At 55.2% G+C, this 16,047-nt stretch carries 16 protein-coding genes and 1 other annotated feature; of the genes, 12 read left to right on the top strand and 4 right to left on the bottom strand.

Going from position 1 to position 16,047, the window contains the following annotated elements; genetic code table 11:
- The first annotated feature begins 109 nt into the window (after positions 1-109).
- Entirely contained in the window at positions 110-1,906 is a 1,797-nt protein-coding gene (locus tag DQG13_RS24600) for a B12-binding domain-containing radical SAM protein (protein WP_113022829.1), read from the top strand.
- A 725-nt stretch (positions 1,907-2,631) separates the two neighbouring features.
- Here DQG13_RS24600 and DQG13_RS24595 read toward each other — a convergent pair.
- From DQG13_RS24595 to mnmL, 3 genes are all read right to left on the bottom strand, one after another.
- A complete protein-coding gene (locus tag DQG13_RS24595) occupies positions 2,632-3,597 on the bottom strand; it encodes a type I phosphomannose isomerase catalytic subunit (RefSeq protein WP_113022828.1) in 966 nt (321 codons plus the stop codon).
- Between the two features lie 115 nt (positions 3,598-3,712).
- A complete protein-coding gene (mnmM, locus tag DQG13_RS24590) occupies positions 3,713-4,303 on the bottom strand; it encodes a tRNA 5-(aminomethyl)-2-thiouridylate-methyltransferase MnmM (protein WP_113022827.1) in 591 nt (196 codons plus the stop codon).
- A gap of 3 nt (positions 4,304-4,306) precedes the next feature.
- On the bottom strand, positions 4,307-5,275 hold the full coding sequence (gene mnmL, locus DQG13_RS24585; RefSeq protein WP_113022826.1) for a tRNA modification radical SAM protein MnmL/YtqA: 969 nt from the start codon (positions 5,273-5,275) through the stop codon (positions 4,307-4,309).
- 263 nt (positions 5,276-5,538) lie between these two features.
- Between mnmL and DQG13_RS24580 the strand changes: the two genes are divergently transcribed.
- The gene (locus tag DQG13_RS24580; RefSeq protein WP_113022825.1) at positions 5,539-5,745 is read left to right on the top strand and encodes a hypothetical protein; all 207 of its coding nucleotides are present in this window, start codon (positions 5,539-5,541) and stop codon (positions 5,743-5,745) included.
- Between the two features lie 168 nt (positions 5,746-5,913).
- A complete protein-coding gene (gene trmB / locus DQG13_RS24575; protein WP_113022824.1) occupies positions 5,914-6,624 on the top strand; it encodes a tRNA (guanosine(46)-N7)-methyltransferase TrmB in 711 nt (236 codons plus the stop codon).
- An 83-nt stretch (positions 6,625-6,707) separates the two neighbouring features.
- Here trmB and DQG13_RS24570 read toward each other — a convergent pair whose 3' ends face one another.
- On the bottom strand, positions 6,708-7,229 hold the full coding sequence (locus tag DQG13_RS24570; protein ID WP_113022823.1) for a phosphatase PAP2 family protein: 522 nt from the start codon (positions 7,227-7,229) through the stop codon (positions 6,708-6,710).
- Positions 7,230-7,460: 231 nt separating this feature from the next.
- Here DQG13_RS24570 and DQG13_RS24565 point away from each other — a divergent pair, with 231 nt between their 5' ends.
- From DQG13_RS24565 to qoxD, 9 genes are all read left to right on the top strand, one after another.
- Positions 7,461-8,639 (top strand): glycosyltransferase family 4 protein, encoded by a 1,179-nt coding sequence (locus DQG13_RS24565; RefSeq protein WP_113022822.1) that lies wholly within the window; start codon positions 7,461-7,463, stop codon positions 8,637-8,639.
- A gap of 409 nt (positions 8,640-9,048) precedes the next feature.
- Positions 9,049-10,284: a glycosyltransferase family 2 protein gene (locus tag DQG13_RS24560; RefSeq protein WP_113022821.1), complete on the top strand. Its 1,236-nt coding sequence runs from the start codon at positions 9,049-9,051 to the stop codon at positions 10,282-10,284.
- Positions 10,285-10,353: 69 nt separating this feature from the next.
- Positions 10,354-10,495, top strand: a sequence feature (ribosomal protein L20 leader region).
- 52 nt (positions 10,496-10,547) lie between these two features.
- Positions 10,548-11,039 (top strand): translation initiation factor IF-3, encoded by a 492-nt coding sequence (gene infC, locus DQG13_RS24555; RefSeq protein WP_113022820.1) that lies wholly within the window; start codon positions 10,548-10,550, stop codon positions 11,037-11,039.
- 37 nt (positions 11,040-11,076) lie between these two features.
- Positions 11,077-11,277 carry a 50S ribosomal protein L35 gene (gene rpmI / locus DQG13_RS24550; RefSeq protein WP_113022819.1) on the top strand — a complete coding sequence of 67 codons (201 nt, stop codon included), beginning with the start codon at positions 11,077-11,079 and terminating at the stop codon, positions 11,275-11,277.
- A 79-nt stretch (positions 11,278-11,356) separates the two neighbouring features.
- A complete protein-coding gene (gene rplT / locus DQG13_RS24545; protein WP_113022818.1) occupies positions 11,357-11,716 on the top strand; it encodes a 50S ribosomal protein L20 in 360 nt (119 codons plus the stop codon).
- Between the two features lie 336 nt (positions 11,717-12,052).
- On the top strand, positions 12,053-13,024 hold the full coding sequence (qoxA, locus tag DQG13_RS24540) for a cytochrome aa3 quinol oxidase subunit II (RefSeq protein WP_113022871.1): 972 nt from the start codon (positions 12,053-12,055) through the stop codon (positions 13,022-13,024).
- Positions 13,014-14,993: a cytochrome aa3 quinol oxidase subunit I gene (gene qoxB / locus DQG13_RS24535; protein WP_113022870.1), complete on the top strand. Its 1,980-nt coding sequence runs from the start codon at positions 13,014-13,016 to the stop codon at positions 14,991-14,993. Before qoxA ends, qoxB begins: the two co-directional genes overlap by 11 nt.
- The gene (gene qoxC / locus DQG13_RS24530; protein WP_113022817.1) at positions 14,980-15,585 is read left to right on the top strand and encodes a cytochrome aa3 quinol oxidase subunit III; all 606 of its coding nucleotides are present in this window, start codon (positions 14,980-14,982) and stop codon (positions 15,583-15,585) included. The genes qoxB and qoxC overlap by 14 nt, the downstream gene beginning before the upstream one ends.
- A 2-nt stretch (positions 15,586-15,587) precedes the next feature.
- Entirely contained in the window at positions 15,588-15,887 is a 300-nt protein-coding gene (gene qoxD / locus DQG13_RS24525; RefSeq protein ID WP_113022816.1) for a cytochrome aa3 quinol oxidase subunit IV, read from the top strand.
- Positions 15,888-16,047 lie beyond the last annotated feature (160 nt).

Below are 16,047 nucleotides of genomic sequence, written 5' to 3'. Positions count from 1 at the left end.
CCGCCGCCTAAACCGGCTTAATTGGGCGGATACTGGAAGGAGCTTTGCTTTTGGGGGCGGAGTCTGGGTATGATAGAGGCAACTTAATATGAATTGAGGTTTGATTCCCATGAAGGTGGTTCTCGCCGCCCTGAACGCCAAGTACATTCATACCTCCCTGGCTCTGCGCTATTTGAAGGCGTACAGCGGCCGGGAGTTTGATATCGAGATTGCCGAATATACCATCAAGGACCCGGTGATGCAGGCAGTGACGGACCTGTATCTGAAAAGCCCCGATGTTCTGGGCTTTTCCTGCTACATTTGGAACATTGAAGAGACGATCAAGATTATTGCCGCGCTGAAGCAATTGAAGCCTGCGCTGACCATTGTGCTGGGCGGTCCCGAGGTTTCATACGATACGGAGTATTGGCTCCGCCGTATACCGCAGGCGGATTTCATCGTCATGGGGGAGGGAGAGGAGACCTTCCACCACCTGCTGACGGAGCTCCGCGGGGAAAAGCGCTGGCATGAGGTGCTGGGAGCCGCTTACCGCCAGGGGACGGAGCTTGTGGTGAACCCGCCCAGGCAGAAGCTGGTGCTGGATACGATTCCTACGCCGCACCGCTTTGCGGAGGATGTGCCCGCATTGCCCAACCGGGTGGTCTATTTTGAAACGAGCCGAGGGTGCCCCTTCAACTGCCAGTTCTGCTTGTCCAGCGCCGAGGTGGGGGTTCGCTATTTCGACCTGGACCGGACCAAACGCGACCTGGAGTACCTGGTGGATTCCGGGGCTAAGCTGGTGAAGTTTGTGGACCGGACCTTTAACATCAAGCGGGACTATGCCATGGATATCTTCGGCCATTTAATCAAGAATCACGGCGGCTGCACCTTCCAGTTCGAGATTACGGCGGACATTATGCGGCCGGAGGTGCTGGATTTCCTGGCGGGCAATGTGCCTAAGGGATTGTTCCGCTTCGAGGTGGGGGTGCAGTCCACCAATGAGGAGGCCAACCGGCTGGTGGAGCGGCGGCAAAATTTCGAGAAGCTGGCCCGGACGGTAAACAAGGTGAAGGAGATCGCCGCCATCGACCAGCATCTGGACCTGATTGCCGGACTGCCCGGGGAGGATTACGCCTCCTTCCGGAAGACGTTCAACGATGTGTTCGCCTTGCGTCCGGAGGAGCTGCAACTGGGCTTCCTGAAGCTGCTGCGGGGGACGGGCCTGCGGCGGGATGCGGCGAAATACGGCTATGTGTTTATGGAGGATGCGCCTTACGAGATGCTGTGCAATGATGTGCTGTCCTTCGACGATGTGATCCGCATCAAGCGGGTGGAGGATGTGCTGGAGAAATACTGGAACTCCCACCGGCTGGACCGGAGCGCGGAGTACCTGATCCGGCATGAGTTTCCGTCGGCCTTTGATTTTTTCCAGGAGTTTGGGGACTATTGGGAAAAGCAGGGCTGGTCGCGGATCGGCCATCAGCTGGAGGATCTGTTCAGCCGTCTGCAGGCGTTTCTGCAGGAGCGGGGCATTGCCGGGCAGGAGACGGCTCTGGGGTTGATGAAGCTGGATTATTTCCTGAACCACAAGTACAAACCGCGGAAAATCTGGTGGGACTTTACCCTGGGCAAAAGCGGTCAGGCGGAGCTGCTGCGGCTGGCCGCCCGTGAGCCGGGGCTGTTGTCTTCGGAGCTGGCCGGGACAGAGTGGAATGAGCGGGAGCTGCACAAGTGGGCGGTGGTGGAGGTGCTGCCGTTTAATCTTCGCGCCTACGAGGAGAGCGGGGAGATTGTGCCGGAGGAGACGCTGCTCTTGGTGCTGTACGGCGGCGAAGGCAGCGGGGGCGGTGAAGGGGCAGGGCCCCGGTATTATTCCGCTCCGCTGGAGCTGCTGCGGAAGGGAACCGCCACGGAGGCGGCGGAATAGCCGGAGGATAGCTGCGGGAGGGAGAGCAACGGGGCGATTCTTATTCCTCCGGACAGTTGTTCTCGGACAAACATGATCCCAAGGTGAGGGTACTGTCCTTCAGCGGCTGTTTCCGGACAAAATATGCCCCCCCAAGGTGAGGGTACTGTCCTTCAACGGCTGTTTCCGGACAAAATATGCCCCTCAAGGTGGGGGGGCGTCCTTCAACGGCTGTTCCCGGATAAATATGCCCCCAAGGTGGGGGCTGTGTCCTCCGGCGGCTGTTATGGAGCAAATAAGGTACACAAAATGTTTGCTATCTCCTCAGATGGCTGTTTTTGAGACGAATAAGCTACCTGAAATGTATGCTATTGCTCATATGTGGGGACGATTTGCGGCGTATCGGGGCAATAGCATACATTTTATATACGCTATTTGCCACTTTTCCCGCCTTTTAGCTTTATAGCAAACATTTGTTGGCGCTTACACGGGAAGTTTGTCCGCAGGCTTATCCGTAGGTTTATTCATAGGTTTATCGATAGGTTTATCTTAGTCAGGAGATAGCCCGCAGATAGTCTTCAGCTTATCCGCAGGCTTATCGGCAATGTCCATAGATAGTCCATATACTTATCAGCAGATAGCCCGCAAATAGCCTGCATGCTTATCAGCAGATAGCCCGCATACTTATTCGCAAATGCCCGCAAAGCAAAACCCGCCTCCCTCCCGGGAAGCGGGTTTGCTGCGCCTTACGGCACCAGGCTGCGGAGCATGGTCAGCCGGCCGCTGAAGCCGTAATCCCCCAGGGAGGCGGGGATCAGGAAGCAGTCGCCCGGCTTCGCCGGAAGCTCCCCGTCCGCCCAGCGGAGGGTGCCTGTGCCGTCGCAGATAATGTGGATGGCGAAGCTGTCTCCCGGGGAGGTCAGCGCCCAGGTGCCGTCCACCTTGCCCTTCTGCACCACAAAATAAGGGGAGTGGGCGATATTGAGCCAGGTATGGGCTTCCGGCAGGTCGGTGGTCATCCGGGCGGCCCCGGCATTGTCATAGGCGATCACGTTGAGGGAATCCTCCACGTGCAGCTCCCGGGGGTTGCCGTCCAGACCCGGGCGGTTATAGTCGTAGAGCCGGTAGGTGGTGTCGGAGTTCTGCTGGATTTCCGCCACCAGCACGCCGGAGCACAGCGCGTGAACGGTGCCCGCCGGAATATAGAAGGTATCCCCTGCGGAAACCGGCACCTCATGGAGCGTGTCCATAATCCGGCCCTCCTCAATGGCTGCGGTCACCGATTCCCGGGTTTCCCCGTCCTTCAGGCCGTAGATGATCTTCGCGCCGGGTTTGGCGTCCAGCACATACCACATCTCCGTTTTGCCCAGCTCGCCCGCAGGCAAACGGTCATAATCATCGGTAGGATGCACCTGTACAGAGAGGTCATCCTCGCAGTCCAGCAGCTTGATCAGCAGCGGAAAGCGGCCTGTCCGCTGGGAGAAGCCCTTCTTCCCGAAAAACTCCTTGCCGAAGCGCTCCCGCACTTCATCCAGGCCTGCGCCCGCCAGTTCGCCGTTCATCACCTTGGTGGTGCCGTTGGCATGGTCGCCGATGGTCCAGGCTTCGCCGATTTTGCCCTCAGGCATGGTATAGCCGAAGCGCTCCAGATTGCGGCCGCCCCATACCCGTTCCTTAAACTCGGGCTGAAATTGCAAAGGATAAGGTTTCATTATGCCGTCCCCACTTTCCACTCCAAAGATTTTCTTCCATTGTAATCACTATGCCGGGCCCCGTAAAGCCTACCCGCAGAAAATGTGTTGTCCGCAGAAAATGCCGGCGGCGCAATCATTTCACCGTCTGCCGCTTTTCCACGGCGATGAGATAGGGCGGATGGTTCCGCTGGTTCATGAAGCGGTAGCACATCACCTGAAACTCCCGCTGCGGCAGCGACTCCGCCCACCGGTTCACCGCCTCCGCTTCCTCCGCACCCCCCGGATGGCCGGAGTACACCACCACCGTCAGCACCCCGCCGGGCCGCAGGAGCGTGAGAGAGCAGTCCAATGCCGCCAGAGTTGTGTCCGGCCGGGTAATCACCTCATGCTCTGCCCCCGGCAGATAGCCCAAATTGAACATAACCGCGGAAATCCGGCCGTGGTGCTCCGCCTCCACAAACTCCTTCATCCTGTCATGGGAAGCCAGATGCAGCCTGACTCCGGTAAAACGCTCCGAAAGCTCGCCGGATAACCTTGCAGCCGTGCTGTTCAAGGCTGTTTCCTGAATATCGAAGGCATGCACCCTGCCGCCGGACCCTGCCGCCTTGGCCAGAAACAGCGTATCCACCCCGTTTCCCGCCGTAGCGTCAATGCAGCAATCCCCCGGCTCAATGCGCTGTCCGGCCAATTCCTGGGCCAGGCTCAGTACCGATACAAATCCCATTGCTTATGCTCCTCCTGTCCAAAACTTGCCCTGCCAGCTGTCCCGCCGTTTGAGCTCATCGTCGAAGGCGTTGAGCACCTCCCATTTCTTGAGGCTCCACATGGGGCCAACCAACAGATCACGGGGCGCATCCCCTGTCAGGCGGTGGACGATCATCGACGGCGGCAGCCGCTCCAGCGTATCCACCACAAGCCCCACATACTCCTCCTTCTCCAAAAAGCGGAGCAGCCCCTCCTCGTACTGGCGGACCATGGGGGTTTTTTTGAGCAGGTGCAAAAGATGAATCTTGACGCCCTGCACATCCATACGAGCCACAGCGTCACCGGTGGCCAGCATCATGTCCCGGTCCTCGCCGGGCAGCCCGTAAATGATATGGGCGCAGGTGCGGATGCCACGCTTGCGCAGTTCTTCCAACGCCCGGTAATACGTGTCGGTGTCGTGGGCCCGGTTAATCAGCCGGGAGGTGCTTTCGTGGATGGTTTGCAGCCCCATTTCCACCCACAGGTAGGTTCGGCTGTTCAGCTCCTCCAGATAATCCAGCACCTCCGGGGGCAGGCAGTCCGGCCGGGTGGCAATGGACAGCCCCACCACCCCCGGCTGCTCCAGAATCACTTCATAATATTCCCGCAGCTCCTCCACCGGGGCATAGGTATTGGTATAGGCCTGGAAGTAGCCGATATAGCGGGCTTCCGGCCACTTGAGATGCTGGCGGTCCCGGACTGTATTGAACTGGGTCACCAGATCGTCCCGGCGCCTGCCGGCAAAATCTCCCGAGCCTCTGGCGCTGCAAAAGGTGCAGCCGCCGGCGGCAATGGTGCCGTCCCGGTTGGGGCAGGTGAAGCCCGCATCCAGCATTACCTTGAATACCTTGGCCCCGAATTGGCGCTTCATTTCAAAATTCCATGTATGAAACCGCTTGTCGTCCCACAGCAGGGGCGTTTGCCGCGGCGGTGCTCCTTGATTGCCGTTCATCTTCTTCCTCCTTGCTCCATCTTCTTTCCCATTGTAGTGGATGCCGGCGCCGAAAGCGAATAGTCTGCCGGATACCGGGCATTCTAAGAAAAAAGGGAATGGAAATAAAACGCGGAAATTTTTCGTTTCATCTTGCAATACCTAACATGATGTGTTATATTAAAAGTGAGAAAAATAAAGGATTTTTTCTCAACCAACCCTTGACACTAAGCCCTTTTTTCAACAATATTCAATTGGAAATTACAAAAGGAGGCGTATGAGGAATGACGACACATGTTCTGGTTCCCCAAGGCGAGGAGCGGATTACAGTAGAGCTGACGGTGAAGGAAGCCATGGCCCTGTCCGGTTTCCGGTTCAATCAGAATTCCAACCAATTGGCAGATGCCCGCCGCAAGGTCAGAAGTGCCCTGGACAGCCAAGTGTTGAAGGAAAGCGACATGCCTCTTCTTTATGAGGAGATGACCCACTGACATGATGGTGTCGGTATTCGGATAGAGGAATCCGCCGGATGAGGCAGGATTCCTCTTTTTGCATTTCTCCGCAATTCTTTCTCGGAAAGCGGTTAGGGCTTTGCTTTTTCAATGGTGATCGACTATCCTTGAGGTAAGCTATTCGTCACTGTCTGGAGGAATAAGAGAATGCGTTTGCGTGGCAGAAAAGGGATCCGCGAGTCGCTGGAGCGGCAGCCGGATCTTGTTGTGCTGGATGGAAAAAGCCTGAAGGGGCGGTGGGCCGAGTATTTTGGCAACACGAATCCCATCCATGTGGAATTTGGAATGGGCAAGGGCCGCTTCGTCAGCGAGCAGTCCGTGCGCAATCCCGATATTAATTACATTGGTGTGGACATGTACGATGAGCTGCTGCGGAGAGCCGCGGAGAAAGCGCGGCTGGCTCATGGAGGACTGGCCGAGGACGAATCCATTCCCAACTTGGCTCTGGCATTATGCAATCTGGAATATGTGCTTGATATGTTTGAAACCGGGGAGCTGGAGCGGATCTACCTGAATTTCAGCGATCCCTGGCCGAAGAAGCGCCATGCCAGAAGAAGGCTGACGCATCACGAGTTTTTGCGCAAATATATGCTGATCCTCAACGACTGGGGGGAAATCCACTTCAAGACGGATTCCATGTCGCTGTTCGAGTTTTCCCTGAACTCCTTTGCGGATATGGGGCTGCGCATGCGCAACATTTCCCTGAACCTTCATGCGGAGGGCTTGCGCGAGGACCTGGTGCCGACGGAATATGAGCTGAAGTTTGTGGATCGGGGCATGCCCATTTACCGGTGCGAGGTATTGGTTGGCAAGCTTGCCTTGGAGGAGCATGTACAGCGTCTGAAGGAACCGCAGTAAGCGGGCGAATCTTAAGCTTTCCTTAAACGAGCGCAGAGCGGCTTTTATTAAAGCCGCTCTCTTGGTACTATATTGAAGTAGCCTCAAATTAGAATGCCCGTCAGGAGGGCGGACACTGTGCCGATGAAGGCGCCGGCCGCGCAGTCCGACGGATAGTGCAGACCCAGATACATACGGGACATGGCTACGAGCAGCGCCAGAGGCAGGAGCATCAGGCCAAGCAGGGGCCAGGCAAGCACGAATGGAATGACCACGGCAAAGATGGCAGTTGTATGTCCGGACGGAAATGAATGGTCTGTCAACGGTTTTTTGCATATATTGATATGGGGCAGGACAAGGTATGGACGCAGCCGGGGATACTTCTTCTTCACAATATGGACAGGAACATGGCTCAGGGTGAGGGCCAGGAAGCTCTGCATGGCCACCTCATTCCAGGGGCTGGGGCCCAAAATGGACATTCCCAGAGTAAACAGAAGGGTCAGGGTGGCGCCTCCCATATGGGTAATCCGGTTCATCAGCCAATCGATGAGAATATGCTGTCTTTTGTTCACCCACCGGAACATCTCCACTTCCCTGTATTGCAGCCAGGTGACAACACGGCTCATGGCTTTCCGCCTCCTCAATGATTCATCTGCCCCCGCGCAAGCGCGAAGATATTCATCCGCAGCGATCGCGGGTAAAGGTTGTGTATATTACCTTTATAATCGTACGTTTTGTATGTTAAACGCAGATAAACGCACGGGGCGCGAAATGTAAAATTTACTTGCGTTTGACGATAGCCGAATAATCCGGGTCTATAATGAAAGTAAGCATGATCTCTAAAAGGGGGAGTATTCGTGAAAGTGGCATTGTTTACCGATACGTTCCTGCCCGATGTCAACGGAGTCGCCCGGACTCTTGGCCGCTGGGTGGATTATCTGGAGAGCCACGGAGCGACCTGCCGTGTGTTTGCGCCCCAGAGCGAGGACGAGGCCGGATCGGATTACAACAGCTTGCTGGTGGAGCGCTTCTACAGTGTGCCGTTCCTGCTGTACCCGGAGTGCAAGCTGGCCATCCCCAACCCCATCAGCATCAAGAAGACGCTTCAGGAGTTCAAGCCGGACATCATCCACTGCGCTACGCCGTTCAATCTTGGCCTATATGGGCTCCATTACGCCAAGAAGCATAAAATTCCGGTCGTGGCTTCCTATCATACCCATTTTGACCAGTATCTTCAATATTACAAAATCCAGTGGGTGGAGGGGATGCTGTGGCGGTATCTGGGCTGGTTCCACCAGACCTGCCGGAAAATCTATGTGCCTTCCCGGTCCACCCTTCATTATTTAATGGAGAGAGGCTTCTCCAATTTGGAGGTCTGGAGCCGCGGCGTGGACGTTTCCCGCTTTCATCCGGAGGTAGACCGTGATGCGGTGCTCCGGCGGGCGGGCGCAAATCCCGACAAATTATCCCTTCTATATGTAGGACGTTTGGCCCCCGAAAAAAGCGTGGATGTGCTGCTCGAAGCGTATGACAGTCTGCCGGAGGAGCTGAGAGCCCGAACGGAGCTGATTCTGGCCGGCGACGGACCCTTATTCAAGGAGCTCACCGAATCCTATATAGACAGGGCGGATATTCATTTCCTCGGCTTTACGGAGGGGACGGCGCTGACGGACTTGTATGCCGCCGCCGATCTGTTCGTATTCCCCTCCGCCACCGAAACCTTCGGAAACGTGGTGCTGGAGGCCATGGCGTCCGGCACAACCGTAATCGGCGCAGCGGCAGGCGGCGTCCAGGATACGGTCAGACATATGGAGAACGGCTGGCTTTGTCCGCCGGGGGATGCGGGTGCCTTCGCCGAAGCCATTGCGACATTGCTGGAGAATGATTCCCTCCGTACCCAAATAGCCCAAGCGGGCCGGGCCTACAGTGAGCTTCAAACCTGGGATTCCATCTTTTCCCGATTGCTGGACAGCTATCGACAGGTTGTGCCTGAGCTTGACGATTTGTCGAATCATGAGCTGGCAGCCGCCAAATAATAATCCGAAAGGCCCTGAATTCCGTGCGCGGGCACCGGAAGGGCCTTGTTATGCCCGGCGGAACCATCAGGCTCCAAAAAAGGTGGATGAAACCCCCTGATGCTGGGTGATAATGAGAAGGGGACAAGAGTTGGGCTCCGGCGGAGTTCCATGCCCAGGGACCCAACGAAAGTCAAGAAACACCGCAAGATGGCGCTTGGATGCGCAGGACGAAGGAATTTCCCGGTTGTATTCCCTTTATTGGCCGCATACCGCCCTCAAGTGGCGGTTTGGGAGTTTTGACAAATGGGGGTAAAGAGAGGAAAATCAGAATCGGCTTTCGTATCTGTCAAAAAAAGTTTTCAAAACTACAGAGATTGGTTTAGAGAGAGAATGAAGAAAGGGAAGAAGTAAAAAAAGGGGGCTTACCATGCTGGACCATATTGTTTTGGCTTTGCAGCTGATACTGGCTTTAATCGGCGCTTATCAGCTCGTGCTTACATTTTTCGGATGGGTGCGTAAAAATACCAAAAAAAGCTTCGAGCCGCAAAAGTCCTTTGCCATTCTGGTTGCGGCCCACAATGAAGGCAAGGTAGTCGGAGCGCTGCTTGAAAACCTCAAGCGCCTGAATTACCCCAAAGAGCTGTACGATGTGATGGTGATCTGTGACAACTGCACCGACAATACCGCCGAAATTGCAAGAAGCCACGGCGTTTATGCCTTCGAGCGTTTTAATCCCAGCCTCCGCGGCAAGGGATACGCCATCGAATGGATGCTCAAGGAGCTGTGGAAGCTTCCCCGCACCTATGACGGCATTGTGATGTTTGATGCGGACAACCTGGTGGAGCAGGATTTCCTGATCCACATGAACAACGACCTGTGCGCAGGCCACCGTGTGGTCCAAGCTTACCTGGACACCAAGAATCCCCATGATTCCTGGATTACCTCCTCGTATGCCATTTCGTACTGGTATTGCAACCGGCTGTGGCAGCTGCCGCGCACGAATCTGGGACTGGCCAATTATTTGGGCGGCACCGGCATGTGCTTCGAGACCACCCTGCTCAAGGAAATGGGCTGGGGAGCCACCAGTTTGGTGGAGGACCTGGAGTTTACCATGCGCTGCGTCAAAAGGGGCATCAAGCCGTATTTTGATTATGACGCCAAGGTATACGACGAGAAGCCGCTGACCTTTAGCGCCTCCGCCCGCCAGCGCCTGCGCTGGATGCAGGGACACTTCGATGTGGCCCGCCGCTACTTCTTCCCCCTGGTATGGCGGGGCTTGAAGGAAGGCAATTGGGCCAAGGTGGACACAGCCGTATATGCCTTGAATGTATATAACCTGTTCCTGAGCGGCATCATCACCATTATGCTGTATGCCGACCAGCTCCGGGCAGGAGGACCGTACTTCACCTCCCTGTTCGAGAACGCGCCCTGGTTCTTCGGCGTGCTGTATCTCATGAATGTGCTGGTATTCCCGCTGGCTCTGTATATGGAGCAGGCCCCGAAGAAGATCTGGAAGTCCCTGATCCTGTTCCCGGTATTTCTGGTCTCCTGGTACCCGGTCACCTTCTACGCCTTCTTCACCCAGAACAACAAACAATGGAGCCACACCCAGCATACCCGGGTGCTCCGGCTGGAGGAAGTGCAGAGCAAGCAGGCCAGCTGAGGATGCAGCGGTTTGGATCATGTGATCCAGTGTTGACATATGGAAATTGCTATGGTAAACTGTTTGAGTGCTATTAAGAAGAAGCGCCCGCTTCTCACCTGACCGACAGAGCGTTGGCTGGTTCTAGTCACTTAAGTGAACGCTTAGCTGTGTTGCTTATGACGCGAGATCAGGATGTGGGCGGTTAGTGCCTGCATCCTTTTTTTAGGTTCAAGGTACAGGTGAGAATCCAGTGGAGGTGGAAGGTTATTAGCAAGGATCATATGATTAACGAAGAGATTCGCGCCAAGGAAGTTCGTTTGATTGGTCCCGACAGCGAGCAGTTGGGCATCAAGTCGTTCCGGGAAGCACTGCAAATTGCGCAGGAAGCGAATCTTGACCTGGTAAATGTAGCACCTACCGCCAAGCCGCCGGTTTGCCGGATCATGGATTACGGCAAATTCCGGTACGAAACGCAGAAGAAAGAAAAGGAAGCCCGCAAAAATCAGAAGGTGGTTGATCTGAAGGAAGTCCGTTTCAGCGCCACCATCGATGAGCATGACTTCCAAACCAAGCTCCGCAATGTGCTGAAGTTCATTCAGGACGGAGACAAGGTGAAGTGCAGCGTCCGTTTCCGCGGCCGTGAGATTACCCATGCTTCCATCGGCCAGCGTGTGCTGGAGCGGGTAGCGACGGAAGCCGAGAGCATTTGTACGGTGGAGCGCAGACCCAAGCTGGAAGGCCGCAGCATGATCATGATACTGGCGCCGAAGTGATTCGGAACCGGCAATAACTATTAGGAGGACTTCAGGAATGCCTAAGATGAAAACTCACCGTGGCGCCGCCAAGCGTTTCACGAAAACCGGTACTGGTAAGATCAAGAGAAACAAATCGGGCAAGCGCCACATTCTGGAGCACAAGAGCTCCAAGCGCAAGGCTGGATTGAGCAAACCCGCTATCATGACCAAAGGCGATACCAAGCGTATTGAGTCCCTCTTGGTATACGTGAAGTAATCTATAGCATGATCCGGCCCATGGCCCGGAGTATGTTATTCCAGGCAAAGCAATTCATTTATTCAGGAGGCTGACTACTATGGCAAGAGTTAAGGGCGGGTTTGTGACTCGTCGTCGTCATAAAAAAATCTTGAAGCTGGCAAAGGGCTATTTCGGCTCCAAACACCGGTTATTCAGAACTGCCAACGAGCAGGTAATGAAGTCCCACATGTATGCATTCCGTGACCGCCGTCAAGTGAAGCGCGATTTCCGCAAGCTGTGGATCGCCCGGATCAACGCGGCTTCCCGTCAAAACGGATTGTCCTACAGCAAGTTCATGCACGGTCTGAAGCTGGCCGGCATCGATGTAAACCGCAAGATTCTGGCTGATCTGGCTGTAACCGACGCCAAGGCATTCGCCGATCTGGCTGCCGCCGCCAAGGTAAAGCTGAACGCCTAGTACCGCGGGTCTACGCGTGAATGAGAGAACCGGACAGGGAGAGAAATCTCCTTGTCCGGTTTTTTGCATTTTGGGGAATGAAAGGCCCGGCTATCACATAGAATCAACTAAATATTAGCAATTTGAAAAATGGGATCAATTAGTATAGCAGATGAGGTAAAAAAAGTCATATGTATAATTTTCCTTACTACTTTTGTAACAATTTCAGATGGCTGAAAACTTATTTTCATGGTAAGATTTCATTTGTAAAGTGATAAATATCACAAAAAATAGAGAGTGGAATGAACATATTGTGAAATTCGCATTTTTTCAGAAGGGGAGTTGGCATACATGCGAATGAAAAGGCTGCTTGCTCTGTTGACTGCAGGTGCGGGAACGGCTCTTTTGAGCGGCTGCGAAAAGCTGGTGGTGTTGAACCCCCAGGGGCCTGTGGCAAGAAGCATTGCCGAGTTGATCAACTGGTCTATGTTATGGATGCTGTTGGTTGTGGTTGTGGTGATCAGTCTGTTTGTAGTCATTGTGTGGAAATACCGGGAGAAGCCGGAGAATGAGGGCTACGAGCCTCCCGAGGAGCATGGCAGCATGATCCTGGAGGTAACCTGGGTGGTCATTCCGATCCTGATCGTGATTGCCCTGACCATCCCTACGGTGAAGGCTCTTTACAAGCTGGAGGATGTGCCTGCCGGCTATGAGGACCAGGCTCCGCTTGTGATTCACGTGACCTCTGCGGATTGGAAGTGGATTTTCAGCTATCCGGAGCAAGACATCGAAACGGTGAACTATGTGAACATCCCCGCGGGACGGGCGGTGGATTTTCGGCTGACCTCCGCCGGCACGATGCAGTCCTTCTGGGTTCCGGCTTTGGCAGGCCAGAAGTATGCCATGGCGAAGATGGAGAATCAGCTGTACGTGGTGGCGGATAACCCGGGCTCGTATCTGGGCCGCAATACCAACTTTAACGGCAAGGGCTACGCGGAAATGGAGTTTGAGGTATTGAGCCAAACCCCCAAGGAGTTTGAAGAATGGGTGAGCGAGGTGAAGGCCACCGCGCCCAAGCTGTCGGAGCCGGAATACGAGAAGCTGCTGGAGCCTACCCATCTGGGACGGAAGACGTATTCCAACACCCACCTGGAATGGGTAAATCACGCGGACCCGGATTCCAAGTCTTACACCAATCCGGAGATGTACCGTCTGGATCACGGCTATCCGGGCAAAACCTTTACGGAGCCTGATCAATACAACGCACCAAGCGGCGATTCCCAAAGCAGCACCAAGAAAGATGGGGGTGAACAGCATCATGGGCATTAAATGGGATCAAATTCTGGTGACCGGAGATCCGATGATTCTCGGCGCCCAGGTTTCCATTATATTGGCTTCGGTGGGCATTGTGGCCCTTCTAACCTATCTCAAGCGCTGGAAGTGGCTGTGGAGGGAATGGTTGACCACCGTTGATCATAAGAAAATCGGTATTATGTACATCCTTGCCGGAGTGGCGATGTTTTTCCGCGGCGGTATGGACGGTCTGATGATGAAGGCCCAGACCGCCCGGCCGGAGATGGAGTTTTTGAACGCGCAGCATTATAACGAGGTATTCACCACCCATGGTGTGGTGATGATCCTGTTCATGGCCATGCCCATGCTGATCGGACTTATGAATATTATTATTCCGTTGCAGATCGGCGCCCGCGACGTGGCGTATCCCCAGTTGAACGCCCTGAGCTTCTGGCTGTTCTTCAGCGGCGCTATGCTGTTTAACCTGAGCTTTGTTATCGGGGGCTCCCCGGATGCTGGATGGACCTCCTACTTCCCGCTGGCGGGCAAGGAATTCAGTCCGGGCATCGGCAATAACTTCTACGCCGTGGCGCTCCAGATATCCGGTATCGGAACCTTGATGACCGGGGTCAACTTTATTGTGACCATTCTGAAAATGCGCACTCCCGGCATGACTCTGCGCCGGATGCCCATGTTTACCTGGACATCGCTGATTACCAACGTGATTATCGTGGCCGCGTTCCCGATTCTGACTGTGGCGCTGGCGCTGATGACCTTTGACCGGCTGTACGGCACCCACTTCTTTACGGTTTCCGCCGGCGGCATGGATATGCTGTGGGCCAACCTGTTCTGGCTGTGGGGACACCCCGAGGTGTATATCGTCATTCTGCCGGCCTTCGGGATTTTCTCCGAGGTGATTGCCACCTTCTCCCGCAAGTCGCTTTACGGCTATACGTCCATGATCGTGTCCATTGTCGGGATCGCGCTGCTCAGTATGCTGGTATGGGTGCACCATTTCTATACCATGGGCGCGGGGCCCGGTGTGAACTCCTTCTTCTCCATCTCCACCATGCTGATTGCGGTGCCGACGGGGGTGAAGATGTTCAACTGGCTGTTCACCATGCGCAAAGGCCGGATCAAGATGACAACCGCCATGCTGTGGGCCTTGGCTTTTGTGCCTTGTTTCGTCATCGGCGGCGTAACCGGCGTCATGCTGGCTATGGGCGCGGCGGACTACCAATATCACAATACGCTGTTCCTGGTGGCCCACTTCCACTATGTGCTGATCCCCGGCGTTGTGTTCGCCGTCTTCGCCGGCCTGTATTACTGGTGGCCGAAAATCTTCGGCTTCCTGCTCAACGAGCGTTTGGGCAAATGGCATTTCTGGCTGTTCGTCATCGGCTTTAATGTGACCTTCATGCCCATGTTCTTCCTGGGGCTGAACGGCGCTGTGAGACGGGCTTACACTTACTCCGAGGAATCCGGCTTTGCGCCGCTGTTTATGCTCTCGGGTCTGGGCGCTGCGATTCTGGCCGCAGGCTTCGCCATCTTCTGCTACAACCTCTACTGGAGCTTCCGCTACGCGGACAAGAAAACGGTGGGCGATCCCTGGAACGGCCGCACTCTGGAGTGGGCGACCGCTTCCCCGCCGCAGCATTACAACTTTGCCAAGCTGCCGGAGGTTAATTCCCTGGATGCCTTCTGGCATATGAAAAAGAAGGGCGAAGGTCTGACGCTCAAGGAGTCGGAGCTGGAGGAGATTCATATGCCCAGCAATTCCTGGCTCCCGGTATATATGGGCGGCGTGTTCCTGGTGGCAGGCTTCCTCCTGGTGTTCGAGCTCCACATTGCATCGCTGGTGGCGCTGGTGGGCATCCTGGCCGGTCTGGTCATCCGTTCCTTTGACTATGATGAAGGCTATCATGTTCATACCGATGAAATCGCCCATACGGAGAAAGCATGGAGAAGCATGGAGAAAGAGGTGAGCAAGTATGACGCATCATGAGAATACGGCTCTGCCTATGGAATACCGGACGCTGCAGAGCCGGATGAATATTCTGGGCTTCTGGATTTTCCTCGGAGCGGAGATTGTGCTGTTCGCCACTCTCTTCGGCGTCTATGCCGTGCTGTACAACCGGTATGCGGGAGGACCCACCCATCAGGATCTGATCAACATCCGTGATGTGATGATCCAAACCGTGCTGCTTCTGACCTCCAGCTTCACCTGCGGGCTGGCCATTCTGCAGATGCGCCGCGGCAGCCGGAACGGGCTTATCGGCTGGCTGGTGGTTACCCTGCTTTTGGGCGCGGGCTTTCTCTTTATGGAAATCAATGAGTTTTCGCACTATATCCACGAAGGGGCAACCATGCAGACCAGCGCCTTCCTGTCCAGCTTCTTCGTGCTCCTGGGCACCCACGGGCTGCACGTGACCATGGGCATCGGCTGGGCGGTGCTGATTATTATCCAGCTGCTTCAGCGGGGGCTGACCCCGGTGACCACCCGCAAAACCTTCATTATCGGCCTGTACTGGCACTTCCTGGACGTGGTATGGATCTTCATCTACACCTTCGTCTATCTGAAAGGATTGGTGATCTAAAGATGCACAATAAATCCGGCTTTCCTACCACGCATGTTCTGGGTTTTCTGGGCTCTCTTCTGATGACCTTCCTGGCAGGGGCGATTGCCCTGAAGACCTCCCTCAGCTTTTCGGCGATTATGTGGATCATCGGCTCCCTGGCGTTGCTGCAGGCCGGACTTCAGCTCTTTATGTTCATGCACGTGAACGAGGGCGATGCCCGGAAGGTGCAGCTGCTCAACATCGCCTACGGAGTGTTCCTGGCCTTGGTCATTGTTGTAGGCACCATCTGGATCATGTCCGGTTTGCACCAGCATCACTGATGGATCGCCCGATTATCGCGGCTCAAAATGGCTTCCGCTATGGCTATAGCGGGGCCATTTTTTTGTTGTCAGGGTGGCGATGGAGGGGCGAAACGGGCGGCGGTATGCGGACGGAAACTCAGCGACTCTTATTGCGGCAAAAGCGGGAGCTGGGCGTTTT

This window comes from Paenibacillus sp. YN15 (genome assembly GCF_003285005.1).
GTDB lineage: Bacteria > Bacillota > Bacilli > Paenibacillales > NBRC-103111 > Paenibacillus_AR.
The sequence above is the reverse complement of the archived record's forward strand: the minus strand, read 5'-3'. Positions and strand labels throughout refer to the sequence as shown.